Here is a 23675-nt window from a genome sequence, read left to right on the forward strand (position 1 = left end):
CTCAGCCCGCCGTCGGCAGCCGCAAGCGGGCTATCAGCCCCGGATCGTTGTCTGCCAGTTCCAGCTTGCCGCGATGAAGATGCGCCACCGCCTGCACCAGCGACAGGCCGAGACCGGAGCCCGGCGCCGTGCGGCTTTCCTCCAGCCGAACAAACCGGCGCAGCACCCGTTCATGGTCCTCTTGCGGGATGCCGGGGCCGTTATCGGCGATCGTCATCACCACCTCGCCACCCGCGCAGGCGACGCTCAGCGTGATGTGCAAGGGCCCCGCGTCGTCGTCCCTCGCGGCCAACGTGCCGTATTTCAGCGCATTGTCGACGAGATTGGCGAGCGCCTGGGCGATCAGTTCGCGCGAGCCTTCCACGGGGGCGGCCTCGCAGATGTCTGCGGTGAACATGACGCCCTCATCCTCGGCCACCGGTTCGTAGAGCTCGGCGACCTCGCGGGCGATCTCGCAGGCGTCCACCCGCTCGCGTCCCTCATCGGGCGAGCCCGCCTCGACGCGTGCGATCTTCAACAGCGCGTTGAAGATGCGGATGAGCTGGTCCGATTCCTCGATCGTCGCGTCCAGCGCCTCGCGATAGCCTTCCACCGAAGGCTCCTGGCGCAGCGCCGCCTCCACCCGGTTGCGCAACCGGGTGAGCGGGGTCTTGAGGTCGTGGGCGATGTTGTCGGAAACGTCCTTCAGCCCCTGCATCAAAAGCTCGATGCGCTCCAGCATGGCATTGACGTTTTCCGCCAGCCGGTCGATCTCGTCGCCCGATCCGGTCACATGCAGGCGGCGGGAAAGATCGCCTTCCATGATGCGCCGTCCCGTGTCGGACACCGCATCGATACGGCGCAGGACGCGGCGGCCGACGAAGAGCCAGCTCAGCACCGCCAGCACGCCGACCACGGCGATCGTGATCCTGAGCGCTGAGCCGATCACCTCGCGAAAGCGCCTGCCCTCGCTCATGTCGCGGCCGATCAGGATGTGGAAGCCATTGGGCAGGACGAAGACACGCACGGCCGCCTCCTGCGGTTGCGCGTCCGTGGCGTTTCTCAGATAGTGCACGATCTGGATCGGCACTTCCGGGTCGCGCGGCATGGCGCCCTTGAGCTTGGCGATGTTACCGGCGATGAAGTCGCCCGAATAGTCGGTGACGAGATAGAGGCTCGCGCCCGGCTGCCGACCGCGCCGTTCCACCACGTCGATCAGCCGGCGGATACCGCCTTGAGCGAACTGCTCGCCGAGCCCCTTGACCTCCGCCTCGATCGTCTCGTTGAGTTGCTCACGCATCATCTGCTGGGTGGTGTGGCCGATATAGACCACCAGCAACACCGAAAAGATCGCAAAGGCCGCCAGGTAGACGACCGAGAGCTTGAAGGCCGTCGTGCGGACGAGCTTACCGAGCGTCGTCACGAATCGTGTACCCCGCGCCACGGATGGTGTGGAGGAGCGGCCGCGCGAACCCCTTGTCGATCTTCGCGCGAAGCCGCGAAATGTGGACATCGATGACGTTGGTCTGCGGGTCGAAGTGATAGTCCCAGACGTTCTCCAGGAGCATGGTGCGGGTGACAACCTGGCCTGCGTGCTTCATCAGGTATTCCAAAAGCCGGAATTCGCGCGGCTGCAAGACGATGGGCTGGTCTGCACGGGTGGCGGAATGGGCGAGGCGGTCGAGTTCGAGATCGCCGACCTTGAAAGTCGTCTCCGCATCCGCCGGCCGTGTTCGCCGCCCCAGCGCCTCCACACGCGCCAGCAGTTCGGAGAAGGAATAGGGCTTGGGCAGATAGTCATCGCCACCGGCCCTCAGCCCCTTCACCCGATCATCGACCTGACCGAGCGCGGACAGGATCAGGATCGGCGTCTGGTCGCCTTCCTGCTTCAGCGCCTCGATCACGGCGAGCCCGTCACGCCTGGGCAACATCCGGTCGACCACCAGCACATCGTAATCGGCGGAGGACGCCATGGCATGGCCCGTCTCGCCGTCGCCGGCGTGATCGGCCACATGGCCGGCTTCCTTCAGGGCCTTGACCAGATAGGCGGCCGCCTCCTGATCGTCTTCGATGATGAGAATCCGCATGGTGGACATCTTATAGCAAGCCGCGTGAAGGTTGTGGCGTATCGTTCGGGCGCTTTCAGGGGCGAGATCGTCGTTTGTTCGGCACATCACCGAAATCTCCGCAGCGTCATCCCGAACGCGATGCGGCGCGAAGTGCCGCTTCGCAGATCCGGGATCTTCCCACGGTTCCGGCCGCTCGAGGTCCCGGGTCTGCGCCGCAACGTTGCACGTTGCAGCGCGCCCGGGATGACGCTGGAGGGCCCCAAATACAGACGGCGGCGGACCGTTGGTCCGCCGCCGCTGCTCCGACTGGACGAATGTCGGGGGCGACATGAAATCATCCGTCCGGCGGAATTGGGAGAAGGGGGCCTCAGCCGTCCTTCTTCAGCGAAAGCGCCACGAAGCGCATGTCGTTGTTGTGCTGGACACGCAACAGCAGTGCCTTGCGGCCGTCCTCGCGCGCGGCTTTTGCCTGCTTGGCGACATCCTGCGGCGTGTCGACCTTGACGCCACCGGCCTCAAGGATGACGTCGCCGGCCTGAAGACCCTTGCTGGCGGCCGGGCCGTCGGGATCGACCGAGCCGATCACGACGCCGTCCGTATCGAGCCCCGCCTCGCGGGCATTGGCGAGTTCAAGGCCGAGGGAGGAGACCGAGCCTTGCGTGTCGCCGCTGTCGGCGGAGGCCACCTGCTGCTTGTCCGGCATCTTGCCGAGCGTGACGCTCAGCGTCTTTTCCTTACCGTCGCGCCAGATCTGGACATCGACCTTCGCGCCCGGCTCATAGCCGGCGATCATCTTGGCGAGTTCGCGCGGCCCTTTCACCGGCTTGCCGTCGACTTCGAGGATGGCGTCGCCGGTCTTAATGCCGGCTTCCGCGGCGGGGCTGGTGTCGGTCGGGTTGGCGACCAGCGCGCCTTCCGCCTTCTTCAGGCCGAGGCTGTCGGCGATGTCCTGGGAGACGGGCTGGATCTGCACGCCAAGCCAGCCGCGCACCACATGTCCGTCATCCTTCAGCTCGTTGATGACCTGCTTGGCTGTCTCCGCAGGAATGGCGAAGGCGATGCCGACATTGCCGCCCGACGGCGAGTAGATCGCGGCGTTGATGCCGATCACCTCACCCCTGGTGTTGAAGGCCGGTCCGCCGGAATTGCCGCGGTTGATGGGGGCGTCGATCTGAATGAAGTCGTCATAGGGGCCCGCGCCGATATCACGGCCGCGCGCCGAGACGATACCGGCCGTCACCGACCCGCCGAGGCCGAACGGATTGCCGACGGCCACCACCCATTCGCCGACCTGCGGCGCGTCGTTGGCGAAGTCGACATAGGTGAACTTGTGACCCTTGCCGTCCACTTTCAGCAGTGCCAGGTCAGTGCGTTCGTCAGCGCCGATGAGCTTGGCATTGTATTCGGTGCCGTCGTCCATCTTCACCGTGAACTTGTCGCCGCCTTCAACCACATGCTGGTTGGTGACGATGTAGCCGTCATCGGAAATGAAGAAGCCCGAGCCTTGCGCCATGCCATAGCGGTGCTTCTTGTGCTGATCGCCGTTATTGTTGCCGCGGCGGTCGTTCCAGAAGCGCTTGAAGGGATGGTTGGGCGGCAGGTTGCGGAAGAAGTCCGGCACGTCGCCACCGAAGCCGAAGCTCCAGCCCTGCATCTCGTTGTCGGCGACCGGGGCGACCTCGGAGCGCACGATCACGGAAACCACGGCGGGCTGCACGGCCTTGACGACGCCGGTGAAGTCGGTGGGGCCGGCATTGTTCACATGGACCGGATCGGCAAGCGCGAACTGGCCCGGGATCATCGTCTGTGCGGTGAAGCCACCGGCCAGGGCCAGAGCAAGCGCGCCGGCCATCAGCTTGGAGCGGCGCGTGCGCAGGATGCCGGAGGGGGCCTTCTTTTCGTTTTCAGCAGTCATCGTTGGCGTACTCCGATAATGAAGATCAGGGGGACGGAAACGAGACGGGGAGGAGGCCCTGTGCGTTTCGCTCCGTGCTTGATGCTCAATATGGGGCAGGCCGGATTACAGACGCCTTTCGGGCGGATTAAACATTGGTAATGTGGCACCGGATGACAGGTTTACCGCCTGTCACAGGCAAGGATCCATCACCGGCAATCGCGGTGTTGCGAGCAACGTCTCCAGCGCCTCAACGTCGAGCAGACCGGGCAGAAAGGTCCGCACGCCGTCAAGGCTTGCAGCATCGCACGCCTTCTGCTTCTTGCGCGCCGCTACGGTCGAAACGATGGCGCCATAGTTCTCGGCTGCGCGTTCAACTGGAACAGGAGGAAACGCATTGCTCGCGTAGTACGAAAGCAGTTTCGCTTTATTCGCTTCAAAACCCGTGGCCTGCTTGTCATCCATAAGGTCGGGACATCTTTTGCCTGCCGCCTCAATCTCGATGAACAACATGGCAACGCATCCAACAGCCCCTTTCGGATCGTGGCCGAAGTAGCCGTCCCCCGTATCAATAATTTCAACACCGTCGGGCAATGTCACGGATTTCGTGCCATCGGCATTTCGAACGATGCGATCGGAATACTTTTCAAACAGCGCCGCGTAGTCGATGAGCCTCAGAGGATCGGCGGACGCAGGAAAGACAAACGCGACAAGGAACAAGAAAACAGGAACTACCCCGGCAGCGACACGCCACCGCAGATCGACATACTTTGCCAGCTCCACGAACATTCCCTCCTCTGCATGGATCGAAAGGAGTGATCGCCTTCGGCCCCTCACCCCTCCCCCATGATCCGCTTCAATTCCGCCTTCTCAGCCTCGTCGAGCGGTGTCGCGCCGGGGGCGTCGTCTGTGTTGTGCTTCCTGCGGCGGTAGCTGACGAACATGATCACAGCGCCCAGTAACAGCGCGCCAAGGGGCGCGAACCACAGGATGAATGTCTTCCTCTCGAAACGCGGTTTCAGGAGAACGAATTCGCCGTAACGGGCCACCAGATAGTCGCGCACCTCTTCGTCCGTATCACCCGCCTTCAGGCGCTCGCGCACCAGAAGACGCAGGTCGCGGGCGAGATCGGCGTTGGATTCGTCGATGGATTCGTTCTGGCAGACCATGCAGCGCAGGCCTTCGGAAATCTCTCTCGCGCGCGCCTCCAGCTTCGGGTCCTTCAGCATCTCGTCCGGCTGAACGGCCCAGGCGGGCGTGGTGGCAATCAATGTGAAACCGCCGACACCGGCCCCGCTCAGGGCAAAAGCGATCAGGAAGGCGAGGCAAAACCGGCGCATCTCGAAATTCCTTGAACTCATAATCACGCCTTCCGAAACAATAGCCTACTCAGCAGGCATCGCCGCTGCGGCATGGTGCGCGCGGCGTGGTGCGCCAACGCGCAACCGCCGGTCGCTCAAAGAGAAAAGCCCGCCAATGACCATGACCACAGCGCCAAGCCAGATCAGCGTCACCAGCGGTTTGTAATAGGCGCGCATGACCACCGCACCTCCATCCTTGGCATCGCCCAGAGAGACGTAAACCTGGTTGAAGCCGAAAGTCTCGATCGCGGATTCCGTCGTCGGCATCTGGCGCGCCATGTAGAAGCGCTTGGCGGGCTCCATGTTCGCGAGCATCACACCGCCCTTGCGCAGGCTGAAATGACCCACGTCCTCGCGGTAGTTGGATCCGGTCGACGGCGTCAGCCCCTCGAAGGTCAGATCGTAACCGCCGATCGACCTGGTTTCGCCGGGCTGCATCACGGTGATCACCTCCTGTTGCCAGGCGGTCACCGCGACGATGCCGAGCATGGTCGCCCCCATGCCGAAATGCCCCAGCATCGCGCCCCAGGAAGAACGCGGCAGGCCGGCGGCGCGCGAAAACGACTGGCCAAGCGGAATACGGCCGAGCTTAACCCGCCAGACGATTTCCGAAACCGCCCCGATCATCACCCATGCCGCGATGCCGATGCCGATCGGCGCCATGACGTTGGCCGCCCCTTCCACCCAAGCGACAACAAGCGCGATGACAATGGCGATGGCGAAAGCCACCATCAGCCGCTGGGCCGCGCCCAGCAGATCGCCGCGCTTCCAGGCCAGGAACGGCCCGAAGGGAATGGCGAGCAGCAGCGGGATCATAAGCGGGCCGAAGGTCATGTTGAAGAACGGCGCGCCAACGGAAATCTTGTCACCCGTCGTCACATCAAGCGCCAGCGGATAGAGCGTGCCGACGAGCACCGCCGCGCAGGCCGCCGTCAGGAACAGGTTGTTGAGGATCAGCGCCCCCTCGCGGCTGATAGGCGCGAAAATGCCACCTTGCTTCAGCATCGGCGCGCGCCAGGCGTAGAGCGACAGCGAACCGCCGATGAAGATCGCCAGGATCGCCAGGATGAACACGCCGCGCGAAGGATCGGTGGCAAAGGCATGCACCGAGGTCAAGACACCGGAGCGCACCAGGAAGGTGCCGAGCAGCGACAGCGAGAACGTGAGGATCGCAAGCAGAACCGTCCACACCTTCAGCGCATCGCGCTTTTCCATCACGAGGGCGGAATGCAGCAGCGCGGTGCCGGCGAGCCACGGCATGAAGGAGGCGTTCTCGACCGGGTCCCAGAACCAGAAGCCGCCCCAGCCAAGCTCGTAATAGGCCCAGTAGGAACCCATGGCGATGCCGAGCGTCAGGAAGATCCAGGCGATCAGGATCCAGGGCCGGACCCAGCGCGCCCAGGCCGCATCAATACGGCCATCGAGAAGCGCGGCGGCAGCAAACGAGAAGGTGACGGAGAAGCCGACATAGCCGAGATAAAGCAGCGGGGGATGGATGGCGAGGCCGACATCCTGCAGGATCGGGTTGAGGTCCTGGCCCTCCATCGGCGGATTGGCGATGCGGATAAACGGATTGGAGGTGAACAGGATGAAGGAGAGAAAGGCGAGCGAAATCCAGCCCTGAACGCCCAGCACGTTGGCCTTCAGCGTGGCCGGCATGGTGCGGCCGAAGGCGGCGACCAGCGCACCGAACAGCGCCAGAATCAGCACCCACAGCAGCATCGAGCCTTCATGGTTCCCCCACACGCCGGAAATCCGGTAGATCAGCGGCTTGTCGGAATGGGAGTTCTGCCAGACGTTGAGAACCGAGAAATCGGAGGTGAGATAGGCGAAGGTCAGCGCGGCGAAGGCAAGCCCCACCATCAGGAACTGCACGCCGGCAACCGGCGCGGCGACCGCCATCAACCGTTCGTCGCGCATCCGCGCGCCCCAGACGGGCACGACCGACTGCACGATCGAAAGCGCCAGAGCCAGCACGAGTGCGAAATGGCCGAGTTCGACGATCATCTGTTCCCTCTCCTGTTCCCGCGTGCCGGGCTTCATGCCCGTTCGTTAGTTCGTCCGGCCCGTCGCCGTCATCCGTCCGCAAACCATCCGGCCCCGAATGGAAGCGATGCGTCGCCTCAATTCGTCCGGCTTGCCGGTGCGCTCGGGGTCTCGGCCTGGCTCGTCTTGTCGGCCGCCGGCGCGCCCTTGGCGGCCGGATTGTCCGCGCCCATCTGCCATTCGCCGCGCGCCTTCAGCGCCTCGACGACCTCCTTGGGCATGTAGTTCTCGTCATGTTTGGCAAGCACGGTATCGGCGTGGAAAATGCCGTCATTGCCCACCGTCCCCTCGGCCACGACGCCCTGCCCCTCGCGGAAAAGATCCGGCAGGATGCCGGTATAGGTGGCGGAAAGATCGGCGGCGCCGTCGGTGACGACGAAACGCACCGTCTCGCCCTGCCGGTCGATGGAGCCGTCCTTCACAAGCCCGCCCAGCCGGATGCGCTGACCGTGCGGCACGGTGTGCTCGGCCACGTCGCTCGGCGACTGGAAGAAGACGATCTCGTCTTTCAGCGCATAAAGGATCAGCCCGGCGGCAACCGCCAGGACCGCCCCCGCGCCGCCGATCATCGACAGCCGCCGCTGCTTGCGCGTCATCGCCATAAGCTTCGTCCTCGTTTCGGCGGCGCGCCCGTCATCGCGCCACTCGTCGTCAAATCGGATCGCGGACCACCCGCAACAGCAACATAGGGGCGCACGGGCACCGCGATAAGGCCGACCTTCGCCCGAAACCTCAGCTCTCGAGCCCCAGCTGCGTCGCCAGGGCGTCGATGGTCGTCAGCCCCTGCTGATCGCCGGCAAGGCCCGCCCGCGCGCGCTTGACCGCATCGATAGCCTGATCGCGCTCGCCCAGCACCGCCAGCGCGCGCACCAGCCGGACCCATTCGTCCACGCTGCCGCCCTCAGCCTTCAGCCGTTCATCGAGCTGGGAAACCATGCCGCGGATCATCGCCTGGCGATCCTGCGCCGACATCTCGCCGGCAGCCCTCACATCGGCGGCACTCGGCCCGGGCATTCCGCTTGCGCCCGCACCATTCCCCGTCCCGGCGGACATACCGGGCGCCGAAGCGACCCCGGGCGCCCTCACGGGAGCGGCATCGGGGGTGGCGACACCCAGCTCGCGCAGTTCAGCCTGCGCCATCGGCACCCAGGCCTCGTTTCCCTGAGCATCCTTCAACAGCGTCTGCCACGCGCTGATCGCCTCGTCCTTCTTGCCCTCCTGGCCAAGCCCCAGCGCCAGATAGAAGCGCGGCTTGACCATGCCGGGGGCCAATTTCACGGCGCGCTCGAAGGCCTCGCGGGCTTCCGCCGTCACCACGCCGTCATTGGCCGCGACGATCGCTTCGCCCTGGTTGGCGCGGCGCGGCGCGTTCTCGCCGAGCAGACGGATCGCGTTGGCATAGGCCTTCGCCGCATCGCCGGCGCGCCCCATGCGCATGTAGGCCGGCGCGATCACATCCCAGCCGCGACCATCGCCGGGGTTCCTGGCGAGACGCTCCTCGACCTTGGCGACCAGATCCTTGAACTGGTGAAAGCCATCGTCGCTCGGCATCAGGCGTGCGGCAAGTGGTGCATCCGGCATGGAAGGCGAGCCGAGCGCCAGATAAAGGGGAACCGAGACGAGCGGCACGCCGACAATGGCGAGAGCAGCGGCGATCCGGGCCCGGCCGCTGCCGCTGCGCGGGCGCGTTGCGGCGTCATCCCGGTCGCTGCGCGCGGCCTTGAGCAGCCGGCGGGAGATCTCCGCGCGGGCCGCCTCTGCATCCTCCGGCTCAATCACGCCGCGATCGAGGTCGCGGTCGATTTCGGTGAGCTGATCCTTGTAGATGGCGACGTCAGGCCCGTTTTCACGGCCTTGCCCCTCCTCTTCCGCCGCATTGGAGCGGCGGGCGAGAGGCGCCAGAATCGCCAGCGCTGCAGCGACGGTCAGGACGGCGAACAGAAACCAGATCATCATGATGCGCGCGAAAGCCTGCGGTTGGCCGGGTCGGATAGGATCGTCCCGAATGGGACCGTCATCGGGATTGGGCTGTCGAATTCGAAGCCAGTCAACTTAGAACAGCTCTACACTATCCCTTGTCGCGTAGCGTGGCGACAATGTGTCGCCCGTTACGTCATCCTGGCTGGATGATGCGGCCTCTTATGCGCCAACGGCCGCGCCACTTCAACAATCGCCTTAATATGGAGCCAACATGCACCGATTACGGTGACATGAAGCTGACATACGGTACGATTGACAATCATTCCATCAGATTGAAGCAGGTCCGCCCGATCCGGATATGAGACACGGCTTCATGGGGGATCTGGGCGAATCATTCGTGCCGCACGCGCGTTTTTGCGCTCCGGCTACCGTTCGCCAATATCCGGTTCATGCGGAGAACCTGACGGCTTTCCGCAGACCGCGCCTCGCATCCGAACCGCTGCTATATCATTTGTGGGTAGACACCCTGGAGCATATTGCGGCCGGATCGAATCGATCCGTTTGTTCGCAAAGCGCTCTAGCTCGCCAGCGGCCGCCTCTCCTCGCCGATCACGGCGGTGCGGCGCTTCTTCAGAACCTCGACATAGTCGTCGCCGAAGACGATCGCGGCATAGGCGATGGCACGATCCAACGCTGCCTTCAACGCCTCGCGACGCGCGCCCACGGCGGCTCGCAGTTCATCGACCAGCGAACGACTGGCGATGTCCAGGACCTGTTCGATGGCACGGCGGGCCTTGGTGACGGTTTCCGAGACGGCCAGCATATCGGGGCTCTTGCACGCGATGTAGAGGACCCGCAACGCGCGGTAGGAGGTGGCGGCGGCCGCCACGTCGGGACCGAACCCGCCCTCCTCGGCTTCCCTGGGCACCTGCAGGGCCTTGTGGATATGACGATGGGCCTCGGAAATCTGGCCGCAAATGACATCGGCCATGTCCCGGTTGATGCGTTCCAACTCCTGGCGCCATTCGGAGACCTCGCGCAGATCGATGCCTGTGCGCATCTCCCGAAATTGATCGTGATAGCGCGACACCGCCACGACGACGGCTTCGCTTTGCCATTCCACCCCGTGTGCGGGTTCCTCCGCCGCCGCATCGGTCACGGCCTCCTGGGCCATCAGCACGTAGCGGCGCAACTCGCTGAGGGCGATTTCCACCATTTCGGCATAGGGACCGGAATGAATGGCCTGCGGCTGGGCGAGCCCCGTCGCGGCACCCGCGATACGAGCCAGAAGCGCCGGATCATCGCAACGCCACAACAGGATCGCAGCCAGCCAGCCGACATGGCCGGGATGGTCGTCCACCACCAGCTTCAGCGCATCGATGACCTGCGCGCGGGTCTTCGAAGCCTCGCGGGTCGCAAACGAGCGGCGGGTGATGACCGGCGGCAGGTTCGTCGCGAACCCTTCCAGAACGGCATCCGCCTTCAAGATTCCGTGAATGTCGCCAAGTTCGCTCAGGACATCCTCGCCACCGACGCGATAGGCGACACGCTGATGGGCCACGCCCGGCCCGCGCGCTTCCTCCAGCACATCGCCGATCGCGGCCACGACCACCTCGCGCAGCTTCTGCGCGGTGCGCCCGACCACGTCCGGGTCATAGTCCGATTGCGCCAAAAGGGTCTGGGCCTCGGCAATGCTGTCGGGCATCACGTCGCGCTCGACCCACGTCCACATCGCATCGAGGCGGGCTCGGCGGATCCGACCCGGCAACTTGCGCGGCAGCTCCTCGGTGATGAGATAGGGTTCGAGCGGCAGGAAGATCGCACGCTTCAGCAGGTTCTTGCGGTGAGCACGGGGCTGGTCGTTGCCGGCGCGCTTGCGCAGGAGCGGCCGCGCAGCGTCCAGGATCAGCTCGACTTGCGGATCCGTATCGCCGCGCTCGCGCGAGGCTTCCAGGTTGCGGATCAGCATGTCGCACGCGTTGCGCGACAGCGCCCCGAGATAGGAGCGCACCTTCAACGTCATGAGGCTCTGGTCGACCATGTGCCTGTCCGAAGCGGGGTCCCTGTTCGACGCGAAAACCGACGGCCGTTTCTTCCCGTGCATCACCTTATTCCACGTCAACCAGCCGAGAACGCCCTTGGAAGGCGCGCTCCCGGCGTGTTGTCTGTCAGATTGCCTCACAGATTTTAACTAAAGCTTTCGCTAACCGTAAAAAAGCGCAGGCGAAGGCCTTCGGCCCCACACGAACCGTGCGGGAAACACAGCCGTGGCCAAACGCAAAAAGGGCGGCCCGACCGGGCCGCCCTTTGCTGTTCGAAATGTTCCGGTCGTGAACCGGGCTCCATTCACCGATATCGGTTCACGGGCTTCCGTTTACCGGCTTCAGTTCACTGGACGCCAGGTGCCATCGGGCTGGCGGCAAGCGGTTCCGCGGGCGACTTCCGGACGACCATCGATGTAGATCGTGTGGGTGTAATCGCGGCAATTGGCGTTGTTGATGGTATATCCTGGGCCCGGAACCACCTCGCCGTAGTGACCGCTATCGGGGTTGCGCCATTCGACCGGCTGGCCGGAGCGCGAATATTCCAGCGCACGGTACTGGGCGTTGTAGGCTTCCTGCTGGTCGCGCTCATCGAGCGAGCGGCCGATTTCCTGACCGATCAATCCGCCGATAACCGCACCGGCCGCCGCCGCGGCAACCTGTCCGGAGCCGGCGCCGAACTGGCTGCCGATGACACCGCCGGCCACGGCGCCCGCCACGGTGCCGATGCCTTCCTTCGGCCCCGTGTTGGTGCAACCAACAAGGCCGAGCCCGGCCAGGACCACGACCGCAACCTTAAAAATCCGCATCTTCGTCCCCATAAAATGCCATATCTGCCGGCAGGCCGCCCGCTGCGGAGCGTTCTGCCCGTGTACCTTCCTTACCAACTGGCCTTACCAGTTGGCCATGCCAGCCAGCCATGCCGGCCGGCGATACCGAACCGCGATACCGAACCGCGATGCGCGACAGGTCGCCCCCGCCATGCGCCAATCTCCGGCCAGGCAGGCATCCGCCGTTCCACCTCGGCAAGCGCACCACCGTGGTATCGCCGCCACCGTTAACGAAACGGAAACCCATCAGCGATCGGCGAGCGAAATCACACAGATTTGTGGCCAAAGTAGGCCGATTGAAAGGGCGTGAAAGCACAACCGCACGTCTTTGCGGCGACGCGCACCCCGCTTGTCAGTCGAGGGTGGCCGCAGGCAGTTCCAGCCGGGCGCCAAGTCCGCCCAGTCGCGACCCCTCCAGCACCAGACGTCCGCCGTAAAGCCCGGCGAGCTCGGCGACAATGGAAAGCCCCAGCCCGGAACCCGGAACCGTCTCGTCGAGGCGCTTGCCCCGCTTGAGCGCCTGTTCGCGCTCCGCCTCGCTCAAGCCGGGACCATCGTCGGCGACGACGAAAACGAGCAGCGGCCGCTCCGCTTTCGCGCTTTCCTTCCGGCACACAGTCAAGGCGACGGTTGAACGGGCCCATTTGCAGGCGTTGTCGAGCAGGTTTCCCAGCATCTCCTCCAGATCCTGCCGCTCGCCGCGAAAACGAAGGCCCGGCGCAATATCGGAGGAGAGATCGAGATGGCGTTCGTCGTGGATTTTTTCCATCGCCCGCATCAGCCGTTCGCTCACGGGAGCGACCTCGGTCGCCACGCCGATCACCCGGCGCTGGGCCGCCATGCTGGCCCGCTCCAGGTGGTGATCGATCTGGGTGCGCATGATCGCCGCCTGCTCTGCCACCTTTTCCGCCAACGGCCCGTGCGCGGCGCGTGCTTCATTGGTGATGACCGAAAGCGGCGTCTTGAGCCCGTGCGCCAGATTGCCGACATGACCGCGGGCGCGCTGTACCGTTTCCTTGTTGGCCGCGATGAGCGCGTTGAGTTCCACCGCGAGCGGTGCCAGTTCGCGCGGAAGATCCTCGTCGATCTCCTCCGCGTCGCCCCGGCGCACTGCGGCGAAAGAGGCGCGCAACCGCTTGAGCGGACGCGTCCCGATCCAGACCTGCAGAAGCACAGCCCCCATGAGGCCAAGGCCGAAGACCGCAAGGGTGATGGCCACCTGCCCCGCGAAGGCCTCTATCTCGTCGCGCAGGCCGGAGGTCTCGGCTGCCACAGCGATGATATAGCGCTTTTCGGGACTGAAGCCGATGACGCGCTGGCTGGCGCGCAGCCCCTCGCCGCCAGGCCCGTGCGCGTAACCGCGCCAAACGCCATCGGCGGAGGTGACGGCAGGCAGGGAGAGAGTATCGCCCAGAAGAGAGGACGAGGCATAGAGAACGCGGCCGCTGGCCGCATCGCGCACCGTCCAGTACCAGCCGGACAGCGGCAGCCGGAACCGCGGCTCTCCGGGAAGCTCGAGAGAGATCGGCGTACCGTCCGGGTCGCTTGTACCGGAACCTTGAGCATCGGGCGTCCGGGTGTCGGACGACAGACTGTCGAAGGATTTCGTGTCGGAGGATGGGGTGTCGGAGGATGGGGTATCGGTCGGGGATACCGCCGCGTCCTCATCCGCCTCCTGCTGGTCGAGCCCGGCAAGCGCGCCGATGACCGTCGTCACGTAGACATCGATACGCTCGTCGAAGGCCCGTTCGCTCGCCAGCCGATAGACGTGCACCAGCACCAGCCCCGCGATCACCAGCGACACGATCGACCAGACGCCGGCGGAGATGAGCATGCGCAGGGAAAGGGATCTGTTGCGCTTTCGTTTCACCGCGCGGACGTCTCCCCATCCGCCTCGCCGGCGCCTTCGCCTGCCGCCCCGTCAGGCGTGTTGAGGCGATAGCCCAGTCCGCGCACGGTCTCGATCATGTCGGTGTCGAGCTTCTTGCGCAGCCGGCCGATGAAGACCTCGATCGTATTGGAATCGCGGTCGAAATCCTGATCATAAAGGTGTTCGGTCAGCTCTGTGCGCGAAACGATGCGGCCCATGTGGTGCATCAGATAGGCGAGCAGGCGGTACTCGTGCGAGGTGAGCTTGACCGGCGCGCCGTCGCACGTCACGCGGCTGGTGCGGGCATCGAGGCGGATCGCCCCGCAGACAAGCTCGTTGCTGGCGTGTCCGGCCGCCCGTCGCAGCAGCGCGCGCAGGCGTGCCAGCACTTCCTCGATGTGGAAGGGCTTGGCGACGTAATCGTCCGCCCCCGCATCGATGCCGGCCACCTTGTCGGACCACCGGTCGCGCGCCGTCAGCAACAGCACGGGCATGGTGCGGCCTCCCGCGCGCCAGTTTTCCAGCACCGTGAGGCCGTCCATCTTCGGCAGGCCGATGTCGAGCACAACCGCGTCATAGGGCTCGGTATCGCCAAGGAAATGGCCTTCCTCGCCATCCTCGGCGGCATCCACCGCGTAGCCGGCCTCCTTGAGAGCCTCGACCAGTTGACGGTTGAGATCGGGATCGTCTTCGACAACGAGCAGTCGCACGCCGCTTCTCCTTGGATTCTCGCTTCGGCCTTGTCGGCCCGTTCGTTATGTGTCGCACGACTGGCTCAGCGGCGGCGAAGGATCTTGCCGGTGCGCGCGTCGATGATCAGTTCGTCCACCCGCGCATCCTTCAGCACCGCGACGCGATAGATCAGACCGCGCGGCGTTTCGCACAGAATGGCCCGCACGATCTGCCCGCCGCCGATGGCGCTCATGATGCTTCCCAGCGGCAGCGCCTGGCCGGCACCGACCGCCTGACGCATTTCCCCCGGGCCCAGGCAGTGATGGCGCCCCATGGACGGCATTCCCGGGCGCCCGCCGCCCGGCGGCGGCGGCTGCGCCACGACCGGGAGGGCCAGCAACGCCGCGCAGAGAAGCGCGCACGTGGCAAGCACAAGCCGTCCGGGAAGCGTGGGGACCGAAATGACACTCATGATCGCCGTTTCTAGCGTCCCACGCGTGAACGGTACATGAATGAGGTTCCCAATCCCCCTCCGCTCACGCCGCGCCTGCCCGCTTTTCCGCCGAGCGCTGCCAGACATAGACCCCGAGCACCGATGCCCCCATGCCGTAGAAGGCGATGAGGAAGCCGGAGATGCCGGCCAGCGCGTTGATCGCCGCGGTGTCGCTCAGCCACAGCGCGCGCACCAGCGCCAGCGCCAGCGCCGCGAAGGCGAGTGCGTAGAAAAGCCCGAAGACAGGCCGCCAGATGCGTTGCAGCACACCGCTCGCCTGCTGTTCGCCGCGCATCGTGGCGTTGACATCGGCCAGCATTTCCGCCCAGTCCTCGCGCCGGTCGATTTCAACCTGCCGGATCGCGGCGGCCGCCGTATCGGGATCGGCGCGATAGGCCGCCGCGACCGCCTCGGGCGTCGCGGTGGTCCTCAGGCGCGCGGCCAGCGCATCGACGACCGCGGACCCGGCCTCGCCCGCCGCCCCCGCCGCATGACGGGCAATCAGCCGCTTCAGCAGCGGCGCGCCGACATCCGCCAGGATCGGCAGCAGAACGGCAATCGGAAAGGCCATGGCAGTCTCCTCGTGATATCGGCGTGGAAGGGTATCGTCACAGGCGCGCGGCCAGCAGCCGCAATTCCTCGCGGTAGCGCCAGACGAGAGCGGCGCCGGCGATCATCAGCACGACAAACCCGACACAGGTTACCACGACCAGCGGATCGCTCCACCCGCCACCGGCGACGGGGGCCGTGTCTGCGAGCGCCGCCGCGCCGCCGGCCGCGACGAGGGCGGCGCCACCGGCATGGCCCGCCTCCTTCAGCGCGTTAACCGCGCGCGTCAGCGCGGCGCGCGTCGCGGGCCCGACGATACCGTCCTCGTTCAGGTGCGGGTGGGCGCGCTGGAAGGTGCGCACGGCGGCGCGTGTCTGCGCTCCCGCCAGCCCGTCGAGCGCGCCGCCATAGAGCCCCAACCGTCTCAGCTGGCGCTGGTAGGCGCACACCTCTTCGCGTTCGCGCGAGCGCGACGGCACGTCCGGGGGCTCCGGCGAACCCGCCTGCTCCCCTCCGCCGGCCTCCCACGCTCCTGTTTGGGAGCCGGCGGCATTGTCCGTGGCAGGGCCATAGCGGCCGCGAAAGATGAGCGCGGCTTCGGCCGTGCGGCGGCGTTTCAGGCCCGGCCAGGTGCGCCCGCCGGCCTTCACCCATCGCATCAACGCGGTTTCTGCGCGGGCGAAGAGGCCGGCCCGGTAATGCGCGACCCAGGAGGCGTTGTGGATGCGTCCGGTGTTGAAGTCGAAGGAGACGGCACCATCGAAGGGGCCTTGCGCCCGGAAGGCACCGGTTCGCGCCACGCGCGCCTCGAACCTGGCGAGGTCCGCCTTCAGCAAGGCCTCTGCCTGCGCCGTGGTGATAGTCATCCCGGCCGCCGGTTTCAGCCCTCCCGCACGCGCGGTGTGTCCGACGCCGATGGTCCAGACGCCGGCCACGTCGCGATAGGCGCGCAGCACGATGCCCTCGTGCGCGGCGATAAACGCCCGCCCGCGATCACTGGTTCGCATGTCGGAGATCTCCGCATAAAAAAAGCCCCGCTAGTGGGCGGGGCTTTGGGTATTCGAAAATTTCGATTAGACGTCTGATTGCTAAAAAGCTTCGATAGGACGGAAGCCTGCGACCCCAGCAACCTGCACACTTAGTGGTGCCTTCCACGGACGTTTTGTGAGCACAGCTATTTGCTGTGTAGTTGTATGTGTACCATCTTCGCTCACGTTCATAAGCGGCCAATTAATATGGTACATATGATTGAACCCACTATTTTTTGCGATGTCTGAGAATTTTCTTGGAGTAAACGCAACACATTCCGGATAATACCATCCATCTTCTTTTACTTCATTTACCGGATTCAATATCCTTCCATAGGTTACAAGACATAAGGTGCCGTCATGTGAAACTTGCGCTAAATTTGTCAGAAGGCGCTTAAGCTCGGCGGGGCCTGTATGGGATGCAATTGATTGCGCAATTGCGAAATCAACTTCAGATTCAGTGAAAGAGAAATCGAAATCCGAATTATGAGAGAACGAGGGTTTTCTATCCTTTATTATTGGAGAGTTCTCCAGTTCCGCACCAAAGTTCCCAACCACACCCTCTCTCATAATCTTTTCGTTTGGCTCAACACCATAATATCGGCCTTCTAGCAAGTAGGTAATGAATAGCCGTCCTGCGCGCAACGAACCACATCCAACTTCTAGCAAACGATGATATTCACGCAAGCCAACGTTCGTAAGCAATTGAAATTGCATTGCGCTTTGAACATCGTAATTCATTGGAGGTCCAACCCAGGTACGCCAGTGGTCATGGCCAGCACCGAAACGGATCGCTAATTTCTCCGCCTCCGCCTCGGTCACCTTCTCCAAATACTCTTCTCTCTGCTTTTTTATGTTCGTAACCATCACAGGATCCCTGAATCATTATTCAGGCCTAGGATAAACAATTTCAGCACAATCAGACAAACTATAATTCCTAGAATATCCTGACGAATTACCCCCTATCCATAGTAACCGTCTTGGACTTGGCTTCCCACCGAATCGCCGGGAAGATACATACCTCCAGCACCATTTACAAATATAAATCCTTTTCCATCCACTCTATAGCGAATACCTATAGCGCTGTTAATGAATATAATTGAGTAAATTGTCTGATAACTCTGCCCCGACGCAATCGTGAAGTAGTTCGTAAACTCAGGTGTACCGGTGAACGTCACCGTTTTTCCTTGCACTTTCAAAATACCGCTATCGCCCGTCCGCCAATGTGCCCCGGCCCCGCCCGAGATCGTGTAATCCCCCTGCGCTTCGACAAGCGCGTGCCCTTCGGCGAAGATGTGATAATAATTCGCCACCGCCCCGATTGCCCCGAAATCCATGTTGCGGAAGCCGATGACGCCTGAGTTGGCGTGGATCGAACGTGAAATGCCCGCGCCCTCGATCTTCACCCCGCGCAAGCTCCAGGTGCCATTGATGCCGTTTGCACCGAACGCGATGCCGGCGGCCGGCGACACCAGCACGTTTCCCGGGGTTGTCTCGTCGCCGACGATGACGCAAGGGCCGCCGACGAGATCCTTCAGCACCACGCTTTCCGCATAAGTTCCCGCCGCGACCGATATGAAAGCCGTCTGGCCCGCCATGTCGATCGCCGCCACCGCGTTCACCGCGCGCTGGATGGTGGCAAACGCCGTGGCAGCCGACAGGCCGTCATTGGCGTCGTCGCCGGCCGTTCCGTTCACGTGGTAGGTCCGCGCCGCGCTCAGCGCCTCGCGCACGCCGGCAAGCCCGGCGGGAAACCGTGCGATGCCCGTCGCGTTGTCGATCGCCAGCGCCGTGGTGAAGGCCGCGCCATCCGCCGAGACCTTCACCTGATAGTCGCCGTCGCCGAAGAGACCGGCCAGCGCGCGGGCCTGCCAGCCGACCTTGTAGGCATGGCCCGCGTCGTTGGCATCCGCCGCCTTGTTGAGGGTGACGACCATGTTGCCGGTGCCGGGCGTCACGTCGTCGTGGGAACAGATCACCTCGTCCGATTTCACGGCGAGCCGCTGGCTGGCCGTCGCCATCGTGCCGATGCCCACGCTGGCGAGGTTCTGAAGCGCCAGAAAGGTCGCGAAATCGGCCCAGACGCCGCCGGCATGAACGATCAGCGCCATCTCGTCCGCCACATAGGCGACAAGCCCGTCGAAGGGCGCATAAAACCGCCAGCCGCCGTCGATCAGATAAGCGATGCGGCCCTCCTCGCCCGTCCACGCGCCCGCCGCCGGGCTTGCCACGAGATAGGCGTCGCCATCCGCCTCGCCGCCGGCGGGCTCGGCGAGATCGCGGTCGAGGAGGCGCAGGTTCACCAGCGCGTCGAGGCCGACAAGCGCCTCGTTGTGGGTGACGTGCTTTTGCGCCTGCGCGGCCTCGATGAGCGGCAGGGACAGTCTCGGGGTGTCAGACATGGATGGTGGTCCTTTGTGGCGTGCCGCGGCCGGTGCGCGCGGAAAGCTGGCTCAATGACAGGTGGATTTCGTCCGGCAGGACGGTGAAATCGGCGCTCTGGTCGGCGGCGGTGTAGGTCGCTCGCGGTTCGGCGAGGCTCAGCGTGCGGATGACCGCTCCGCCGGGCGCGTCGAGAATGTCGAGTTCATAGGCTTCCGCCTCCTCGGCCAGCGGCACCTCGAGCTGCTCCCAGCCATCGCCCGAGACCCGCGTGCGGCGGATCCAGGTGAAGACCACGTCGCCGGATGCCTGCCGCCTGCCGCGCAGATGCACGGGCGACAGGGGCCTGAGCGCCGCGCCCTCGACCGCGAAATCGAGCGCGGTGGCCGTCTCGTCGTCGATCGCCCGGCCCTGCGGCACGACACGCCAGGAAAACGGCAGGGCCAGCCGGTCCCCCCCGACATCAACGAGCGGAAGGGCCGCGTCGATCAGCACGAAGGCGGCACCAATCGCGGCCCCCGCCGCCATCGCCGCATCCGTGCCGGCCTGCGCGCGCAGAAGGCCCGAAAGCCGCCAGGAATTCGCGCCGGTCAGCTCGGCATGGCTGAATTGCAGCACCTCCCATCCGCCGTTCCCGCATTGAATGGCGGCGATGTTGGCGCCGGCCAGCACGTCGCGTTCGTCGCGCGCGGAAAGCGCCCCGCCATAAAGCGTCACATGGATCTCGTTGACCCGGTCCCAGCGCGCCGTCGGGCCGGGAAAGAGCGCACCCGACAAGGTGCCCATGGTCGCCGGTGTCGCGATCCCGGCCACGGCTTCGAAGCCGGCGCCGCTGGCCGAGCGCCACACGCTCATGCCACCGAGCCAGGGCCGCGCGAAGGCGGCGGCGCGGAAGGCAGAGACCGGCTCGTCGCCCTTCAGAAGCGGCAGGTCGAGGAATTTAACGGCGGGCGCTGCGGCAGCACTTGGCAGGGCCGAGCGATGGCTGAGCGATGCGGGCGGGCGCTCGCGCAACAGGTCGGGCGCGGCACTCACCCCCTCGATGCGGCGCATCGCACCGTCCTCGATCTGGGAGACGCGGATGAGCGCGCCTTCCAGCGTGACGAGATCGCCCGGCTCCAGCGCCAACCCCGTGCCCGCCCCGTTTTCCGGCAGCGAGAAGGCGAAACGTTCGCGCCCCGCCCAGGCATCGCGCAGTCGGGCTTCGACGCTCACCTGCATCAGCCCGGCATCGGCGGCGATGTTGAGATCGGCATCGCTGATACGCCGGCTCAGGCCCGCGAGCCGGCGCGAGGCGACGGAAATGCGCGCGAAATCGCGGGTCGGATCGGTGAAGCTCAGCCGGATTTCGGACGGAAGCTCGGATTCCTGCGCGCGGGTGGCGGAAAGCAGCGTGGCGCCCGCTTCCGCTTCGGCGAGATCGCCGCGCGACAGCGCCCGCGGACGGCCCAGCGCGGAGCGGAAGGCGAGCGCGGTTCCGGTATCGGCGGCGATGAAGCCGAAGATCTCTCCCAGCTGTTCCAGCACGGCGCGCGCGCTGGTCGGACCGGGAATGACGAAGCCGTCGATGGCCCCGCCGAACCCGTCCGCATCCGTATCCGCGACATCGATCTCGAAATCGGCGAGGATCGCGCGCACCAGGCCATCGACACCGGCACCGCCCAGCCGCCCGTTCAGCCAGTGGCCGAGCTGCCAGTTCGCGCCGTCGGCCCAGGTGCCGGTGTCGGAGGGAAAGGCCGGCCACGGCCGCGCGTCCCAGGCCCAAAGCTGGATGGCGGACGGGTCGACCATCGCGGCGCCATACAGGGACGAGACCGGATTGCCGCCGGGCTCAAGTTCGGGATGGTCGCTCCCCCACCAGCTCAGACAGGCCTCAAGCGCCCGGCGCTGCTGATAGTCGTCGCGCGCGCCGTTGGAAAAGTAGGGTAGCGCGGATTCGGATGATTTCGGGTCGTAGAAGACGTTCGGCTGGTTGGCACCACGGTCGATGGCGGGAACGCCCAGCTCGGTCAGCCAGATCGGTTTGGATTGCGGCACCCAGGCCGTGGGGCTTGCCGCTTCCACCCCGCCCGGCCGGTCGTGATGCGGGTTCGACCACCAGCCGACGAGGTCCTTGGCCCGGTAGACCCACGGCTTGCCATAGGCGCCATCGGTGATGGGCGTGCGGATATTGGCGGTTCGCTCCGCCTCGCTCGCGTAATACCAGTCGTAATCCTCGCCGCCGGCAAGGCGGGCGCGCAGATAGAAGAGATCGCAAGGGGAGAGCGCCTCGTCGCTGTCGGCGTGCGTTCCGTCGCGCCAGTCGCTGATCGGGGGATAGAAGTCGATGCCGACGAAATCGATATCGCTTGAGGCCCACAGCGGATCGAGATGGAAGGTGACATCGCCCGATCCGTCGGCAGGCCGGTGGCCGGCATATTCCGACCAGTTCGCCGCATAGGAAACGGCCGTATCGCCCCCGAGCACGCCGCGCACATCGCCGGCGAGCGCGACCTGCGCATCGACAAAGGGATAGCCGGCATCAGAACGCACCGTCGTCATCCCCGGCATCTCCGACCCGATCAGGAAGGCGTCGACCCCGCCGGCCGCCGCCGCCAGATGGGCGTAATGGAGAATGAAGCGCCGCCACGACCATTCGGAAGGCCCGGAATAGACCACCGTGCTGGACGTCGCCGTGAAATCGCCGGCAGCCGCCTCTCCGACGAAGCCGGCCACCTGCGCCGCCGCGTCCGAAGTCTTGTCCACGGACCCCGTCCCCCCCGGTGCCGGGTGACAGGTGATGCGCCCGCGCCAGGGATAGGCCGCCTGCTCGCTGGCGCCGTAAGGGTCGGCAAGGTCGTTATCCTGCGGCACGTCCATCAGCACGAAGGGATAGAGCATCACCTTCAGCCCGCGCGCCTTCAGATCGGCGATGGCCGCCATGACGCTCGCATCCGCCGGCGTACCGCCGAAGGCCGGACGGCCGTCCTTTCGCGAAACCTCGGGCGCCGCACTTCGCGAAAGCCCGCCGGCGAGCCAGGTCAGTCCCGAGCTTCTTGTGTTGCGGTCCTCCACCGCCGGGCGGATCCGGCACTCGCCGCATCGCAGATCGTCGCCGAACCAGGAAACCACCAGCGCCACCCGCTCCAGGTTGGGGCAAAGCGCCTGCAACTCATCAAGCGAGGCCTGCCAGTCGCTCGCCGCGTGAGCGATGTGGCGGTTGGCGGGCACGCTGGAGCCCACGCCCGTGACGAGATTGACCTTTTTGTCCGCATAGATGAACTCGCCCGCCCCGGGAATGAGACAGACGGCGCGCACCATCTCCTCCAGCCGGTCGACGGCGCGGATCACTTCCACCGCGATCTGCGGCAGCCGGTTGCCGAAATTGGCCAGCGCCAGCCCTTCGAATACCAGATAGGCCGTACCGCGATAGGCGGGCGCGTATCCCAAGCCCTGCTTGGCCTCGATCAGCGGATCGGGCTCCTGATCGGCAGACCCCAGATAGCGGCGCACGGTGATCGTGGTGGTGTCCAGCAGCTTTCCATCGGCCCAGATGCGACCGATATGGCTCACCGGCCCCTCGCACAGGGCGACGGCGAAATTGCCGTAATAGGAATAGCTGGTGACGGTGGTGGTCGAGCCGCCCCCACCGCCCTTGCCGCCGCCCTCTTCCTCCCTCTTCACCACCTCCTGAAACCGCGTCGCCCAGATCACCTGGCCCGTCAGCCGGGCGCGGCCGTAGACGCGGGGAACGGACGTGCCTTCGGTGGAGGACTGCACATCGAGGTCGGCCAGCCGCGCGCCCTCGACGGCGTTTTTCGTGCCGAACAGCCGCTGGTCGATCGCCTGGCCGGCGAGCGCGCCGGCGGTGCGGCCGATCATGCCGCCGATGGGTCCGCCGATCGCGGTGCCGACCGCCTGGCCGATGGTGGAAAGGACAAGAGTTGCCATCACTCGCTCACATCTGGAAAGCGGAAGACGAAGGCGAGCCGGCGGCGCCACCAGGGCGCCAGCCGGGTCTCCGTCACCGCGGAAAGCTCATAGGCGTGGATGAAAAGCCCCGCATGCGCGGTGCCCGCGCTCAGGATGCCGGCATGTTTTGCGGGCGCATTGGCCGCGAACCGGAAGAGCAGAACATCGCCCGGCAGGGCATCGGCCGGATCGACGGCGACGAGATGGGCGCGCCCGGCCTCGGCCAGTTGTTCGGCACCGCCGGCCTCCGCCCAGTCGGGCGTATAGGCGGGAAGACGCGCCGGCTCGGTTCCGTAAAAGGCCCGCCAGACACCACGCACCAGACCGAGGCAATCGGCGCCGACACCCTTCACGGATGCCTGATGACGATAGGGCGTGGCGAGCCATTGCCGCACCTCGGCGACGAGGGCGGCGCGGGTATAGGTGATCTGTGGCATGGATGAAATCTCGTGAAAGGATGGCGGCTCGCGGTGGATGCCGGACTTGCGCGGCCCGCGCTCTTTGCCATTGGAAACGGTGCCGGCGTCGGCTACATCTTGACGGCGCACTCCGCGCGTCTTTCCCACCAGAGCGCTTATGAAAAGGCCAA

At 65.2% G+C, this 23675-nt stretch carries 19 protein-coding genes; all 19 read right to left on the reverse strand.

Annotation, left to right across the window (positions count from 1 at the left end; genetic code table 11):
• Window position 1: 1 nt before the first annotated feature.
• The 19 genes from C8N35_RS20025 to C8N35_RS20110 all read right to left on the reverse strand — a co-directional run bounded on the left by C8N35_RS20025 (window position 2) and on the right by C8N35_RS20110 (window position 23634).
• Window positions 2–1402, reverse strand: coding sequence for a sensor histidine kinase (locus C8N35_RS20025; RefSeq protein ID WP_245926875.1), 1401 nt, complete (start codon window positions 1400–1402; stop codon window positions 2–4).
• Window positions 1386–2066, reverse strand: a complete 681-nt coding sequence (locus tag C8N35_RS20030) for a response regulator transcription factor (RefSeq protein ID WP_107991571.1) — start codon at window positions 2064–2066, stop codon at window positions 1386–1388. Before C8N35_RS20030 ends, C8N35_RS20025 begins: the two co-directional genes overlap by 17 nt.
• A 349-nt stretch (window positions 2067–2415) precedes the next feature.
• Window positions 2416–3963, reverse strand: a complete 1548-nt coding sequence (locus tag C8N35_RS20035) for a Do family serine endopeptidase (protein ID WP_245926876.1) — start codon at window positions 3961–3963, stop codon at window positions 2416–2418.
• A 171-nt stretch (window positions 3964–4134) separates the two neighbouring features.
• Complete coding sequence (locus tag C8N35_RS20040) at window positions 4135–4731, reverse strand: hypothetical protein (protein WP_107991508.1); 597 nt, start codon at window positions 4729–4731, stop codon at window positions 4135–4137.
• A 44-nt stretch (window positions 4732–4775) separates the two neighbouring features.
• Window positions 4776–5303 (reverse strand): cytochrome c-type biogenesis protein, encoded by a 528-nt coding sequence (locus C8N35_RS20045; RefSeq protein WP_245926877.1) that lies wholly within the window; start codon window positions 5301–5303, stop codon window positions 4776–4778.
• Window positions 5304–5327: 24 nt separating this feature from the next.
• Window positions 5328–7310 carry a heme lyase CcmF/NrfE family subunit gene (locus C8N35_RS20050; RefSeq protein WP_107991573.1) on the reverse strand — a complete coding sequence of 661 codons (1983 nt, stop codon included), beginning with the start codon at window positions 7308–7310 and terminating at the stop codon, window positions 5328–5330.
• Window positions 7311–7426: 116 nt separating this feature from the next.
• The gene (gene ccmE / locus C8N35_RS20055) at window positions 7427–7945 is read right to left on the reverse strand and encodes a cytochrome c maturation protein CcmE (protein WP_107991574.1); all 519 of its coding nucleotides are present in this window, start codon (window positions 7943–7945) and stop codon (window positions 7427–7429) included.
• Between the two features lie 136 nt (window positions 7946–8081).
• Window positions 8082–9305: a c-type cytochrome biogenesis protein CcmI gene (gene ccmI / locus C8N35_RS20060; protein WP_107991510.1), complete on the reverse strand. Its 1224-nt coding sequence runs from the start codon at window positions 9303–9305 to the stop codon at window positions 8082–8084.
• A gap of 541 nt (window positions 9306–9846) precedes the next feature.
• Window positions 9847–11310, reverse strand: a complete 1464-nt coding sequence (locus tag C8N35_RS20065; protein ID WP_107991511.1) for a hypothetical protein — start codon at window positions 11308–11310, stop codon at window positions 9847–9849.
• Between the two features lie 342 nt (window positions 11311–11652).
• Window positions 11653–12120 (reverse strand): RT0821/Lpp0805 family surface protein, encoded by a 468-nt coding sequence (locus C8N35_RS20070; RefSeq protein ID WP_107991512.1) that lies wholly within the window; start codon window positions 12118–12120, stop codon window positions 11653–11655.
• 373 nt (window positions 12121–12493) lie between these two features.
• Window positions 12494–14011: an ATP-binding protein gene (locus C8N35_RS20075; protein WP_210203623.1), complete on the reverse strand. Its 1518-nt coding sequence runs from the start codon at window positions 14009–14011 to the stop codon at window positions 12494–12496.
• Window positions 14008–14721, reverse strand: a complete 714-nt coding sequence (locus C8N35_RS20080; RefSeq protein WP_107991514.1) for a response regulator transcription factor — start codon at window positions 14719–14721, stop codon at window positions 14008–14010. Before C8N35_RS20080 ends, C8N35_RS20075 begins: the two co-directional genes overlap by 4 nt.
• Before the next feature lie 65 nt (window positions 14722–14786).
• Complete coding sequence (locus C8N35_RS20085; RefSeq protein WP_107991515.1) at window positions 14787–15155, reverse strand: PepSY domain-containing protein; 369 nt, start codon at window positions 15153–15155, stop codon at window positions 14787–14789.
• 64 nt (window positions 15156–15219) lie between these two features.
• Window positions 15220–15747, reverse strand: coding sequence for a 3TM-type holin (locus C8N35_RS20090; RefSeq protein ID WP_107991516.1), 528 nt, complete (start codon window positions 15745–15747; stop codon window positions 15220–15222).
• 37 nt (window positions 15748–15784) lie between these two features.
• Window positions 15785–16732, reverse strand: a complete 948-nt coding sequence (locus C8N35_RS20095; RefSeq protein WP_107991517.1) for a glycoside hydrolase family protein — start codon at window positions 16730–16732, stop codon at window positions 15785–15787.
• Window positions 16733–16813: 81 nt separating this feature from the next.
• Window positions 16814–17620 carry a class I SAM-dependent methyltransferase gene (locus C8N35_RS23730; RefSeq protein ID WP_146177440.1) on the reverse strand — a complete coding sequence of 269 codons (807 nt, stop codon included), beginning with the start codon at window positions 17618–17620 and terminating at the stop codon, window positions 16814–16816.
• A 95-nt stretch (window positions 17621–17715) separates the two neighbouring features.
• Window positions 17716–19155: a DUF2793 domain-containing protein gene (locus tag C8N35_RS20100; RefSeq protein ID WP_107991518.1), complete on the reverse strand. Its 1440-nt coding sequence runs from the start codon at window positions 19153–19155 to the stop codon at window positions 17716–17718.
• Window positions 19148–23065, reverse strand: coding sequence for a baseplate multidomain protein megatron (locus C8N35_RS20105; RefSeq protein ID WP_107991519.1), 3918 nt, complete (start codon window positions 23063–23065; stop codon window positions 19148–19150). Before C8N35_RS20105 ends, C8N35_RS20100 begins: the two co-directional genes overlap by 8 nt.
• The gene (locus C8N35_RS20110) at window positions 23065–23634 is read right to left on the reverse strand and encodes a C40 family peptidase (protein ID WP_342753517.1); all 570 of its coding nucleotides are present in this window, start codon (window positions 23632–23634) and stop codon (window positions 23065–23067) included. Before C8N35_RS20110 ends, C8N35_RS20105 begins: the two co-directional genes overlap by 1 nt.
• Between the last annotated feature and the right edge of the window lie 41 nt (window positions 23635–23675).

It is taken from the genome of Breoghania corrubedonensis, assembly GCF_003053845.1.
Lineage (GTDB): Bacteria > Pseudomonadota > Alphaproteobacteria > Rhizobiales > Stappiaceae > Breoghania > Breoghania corrubedonensis.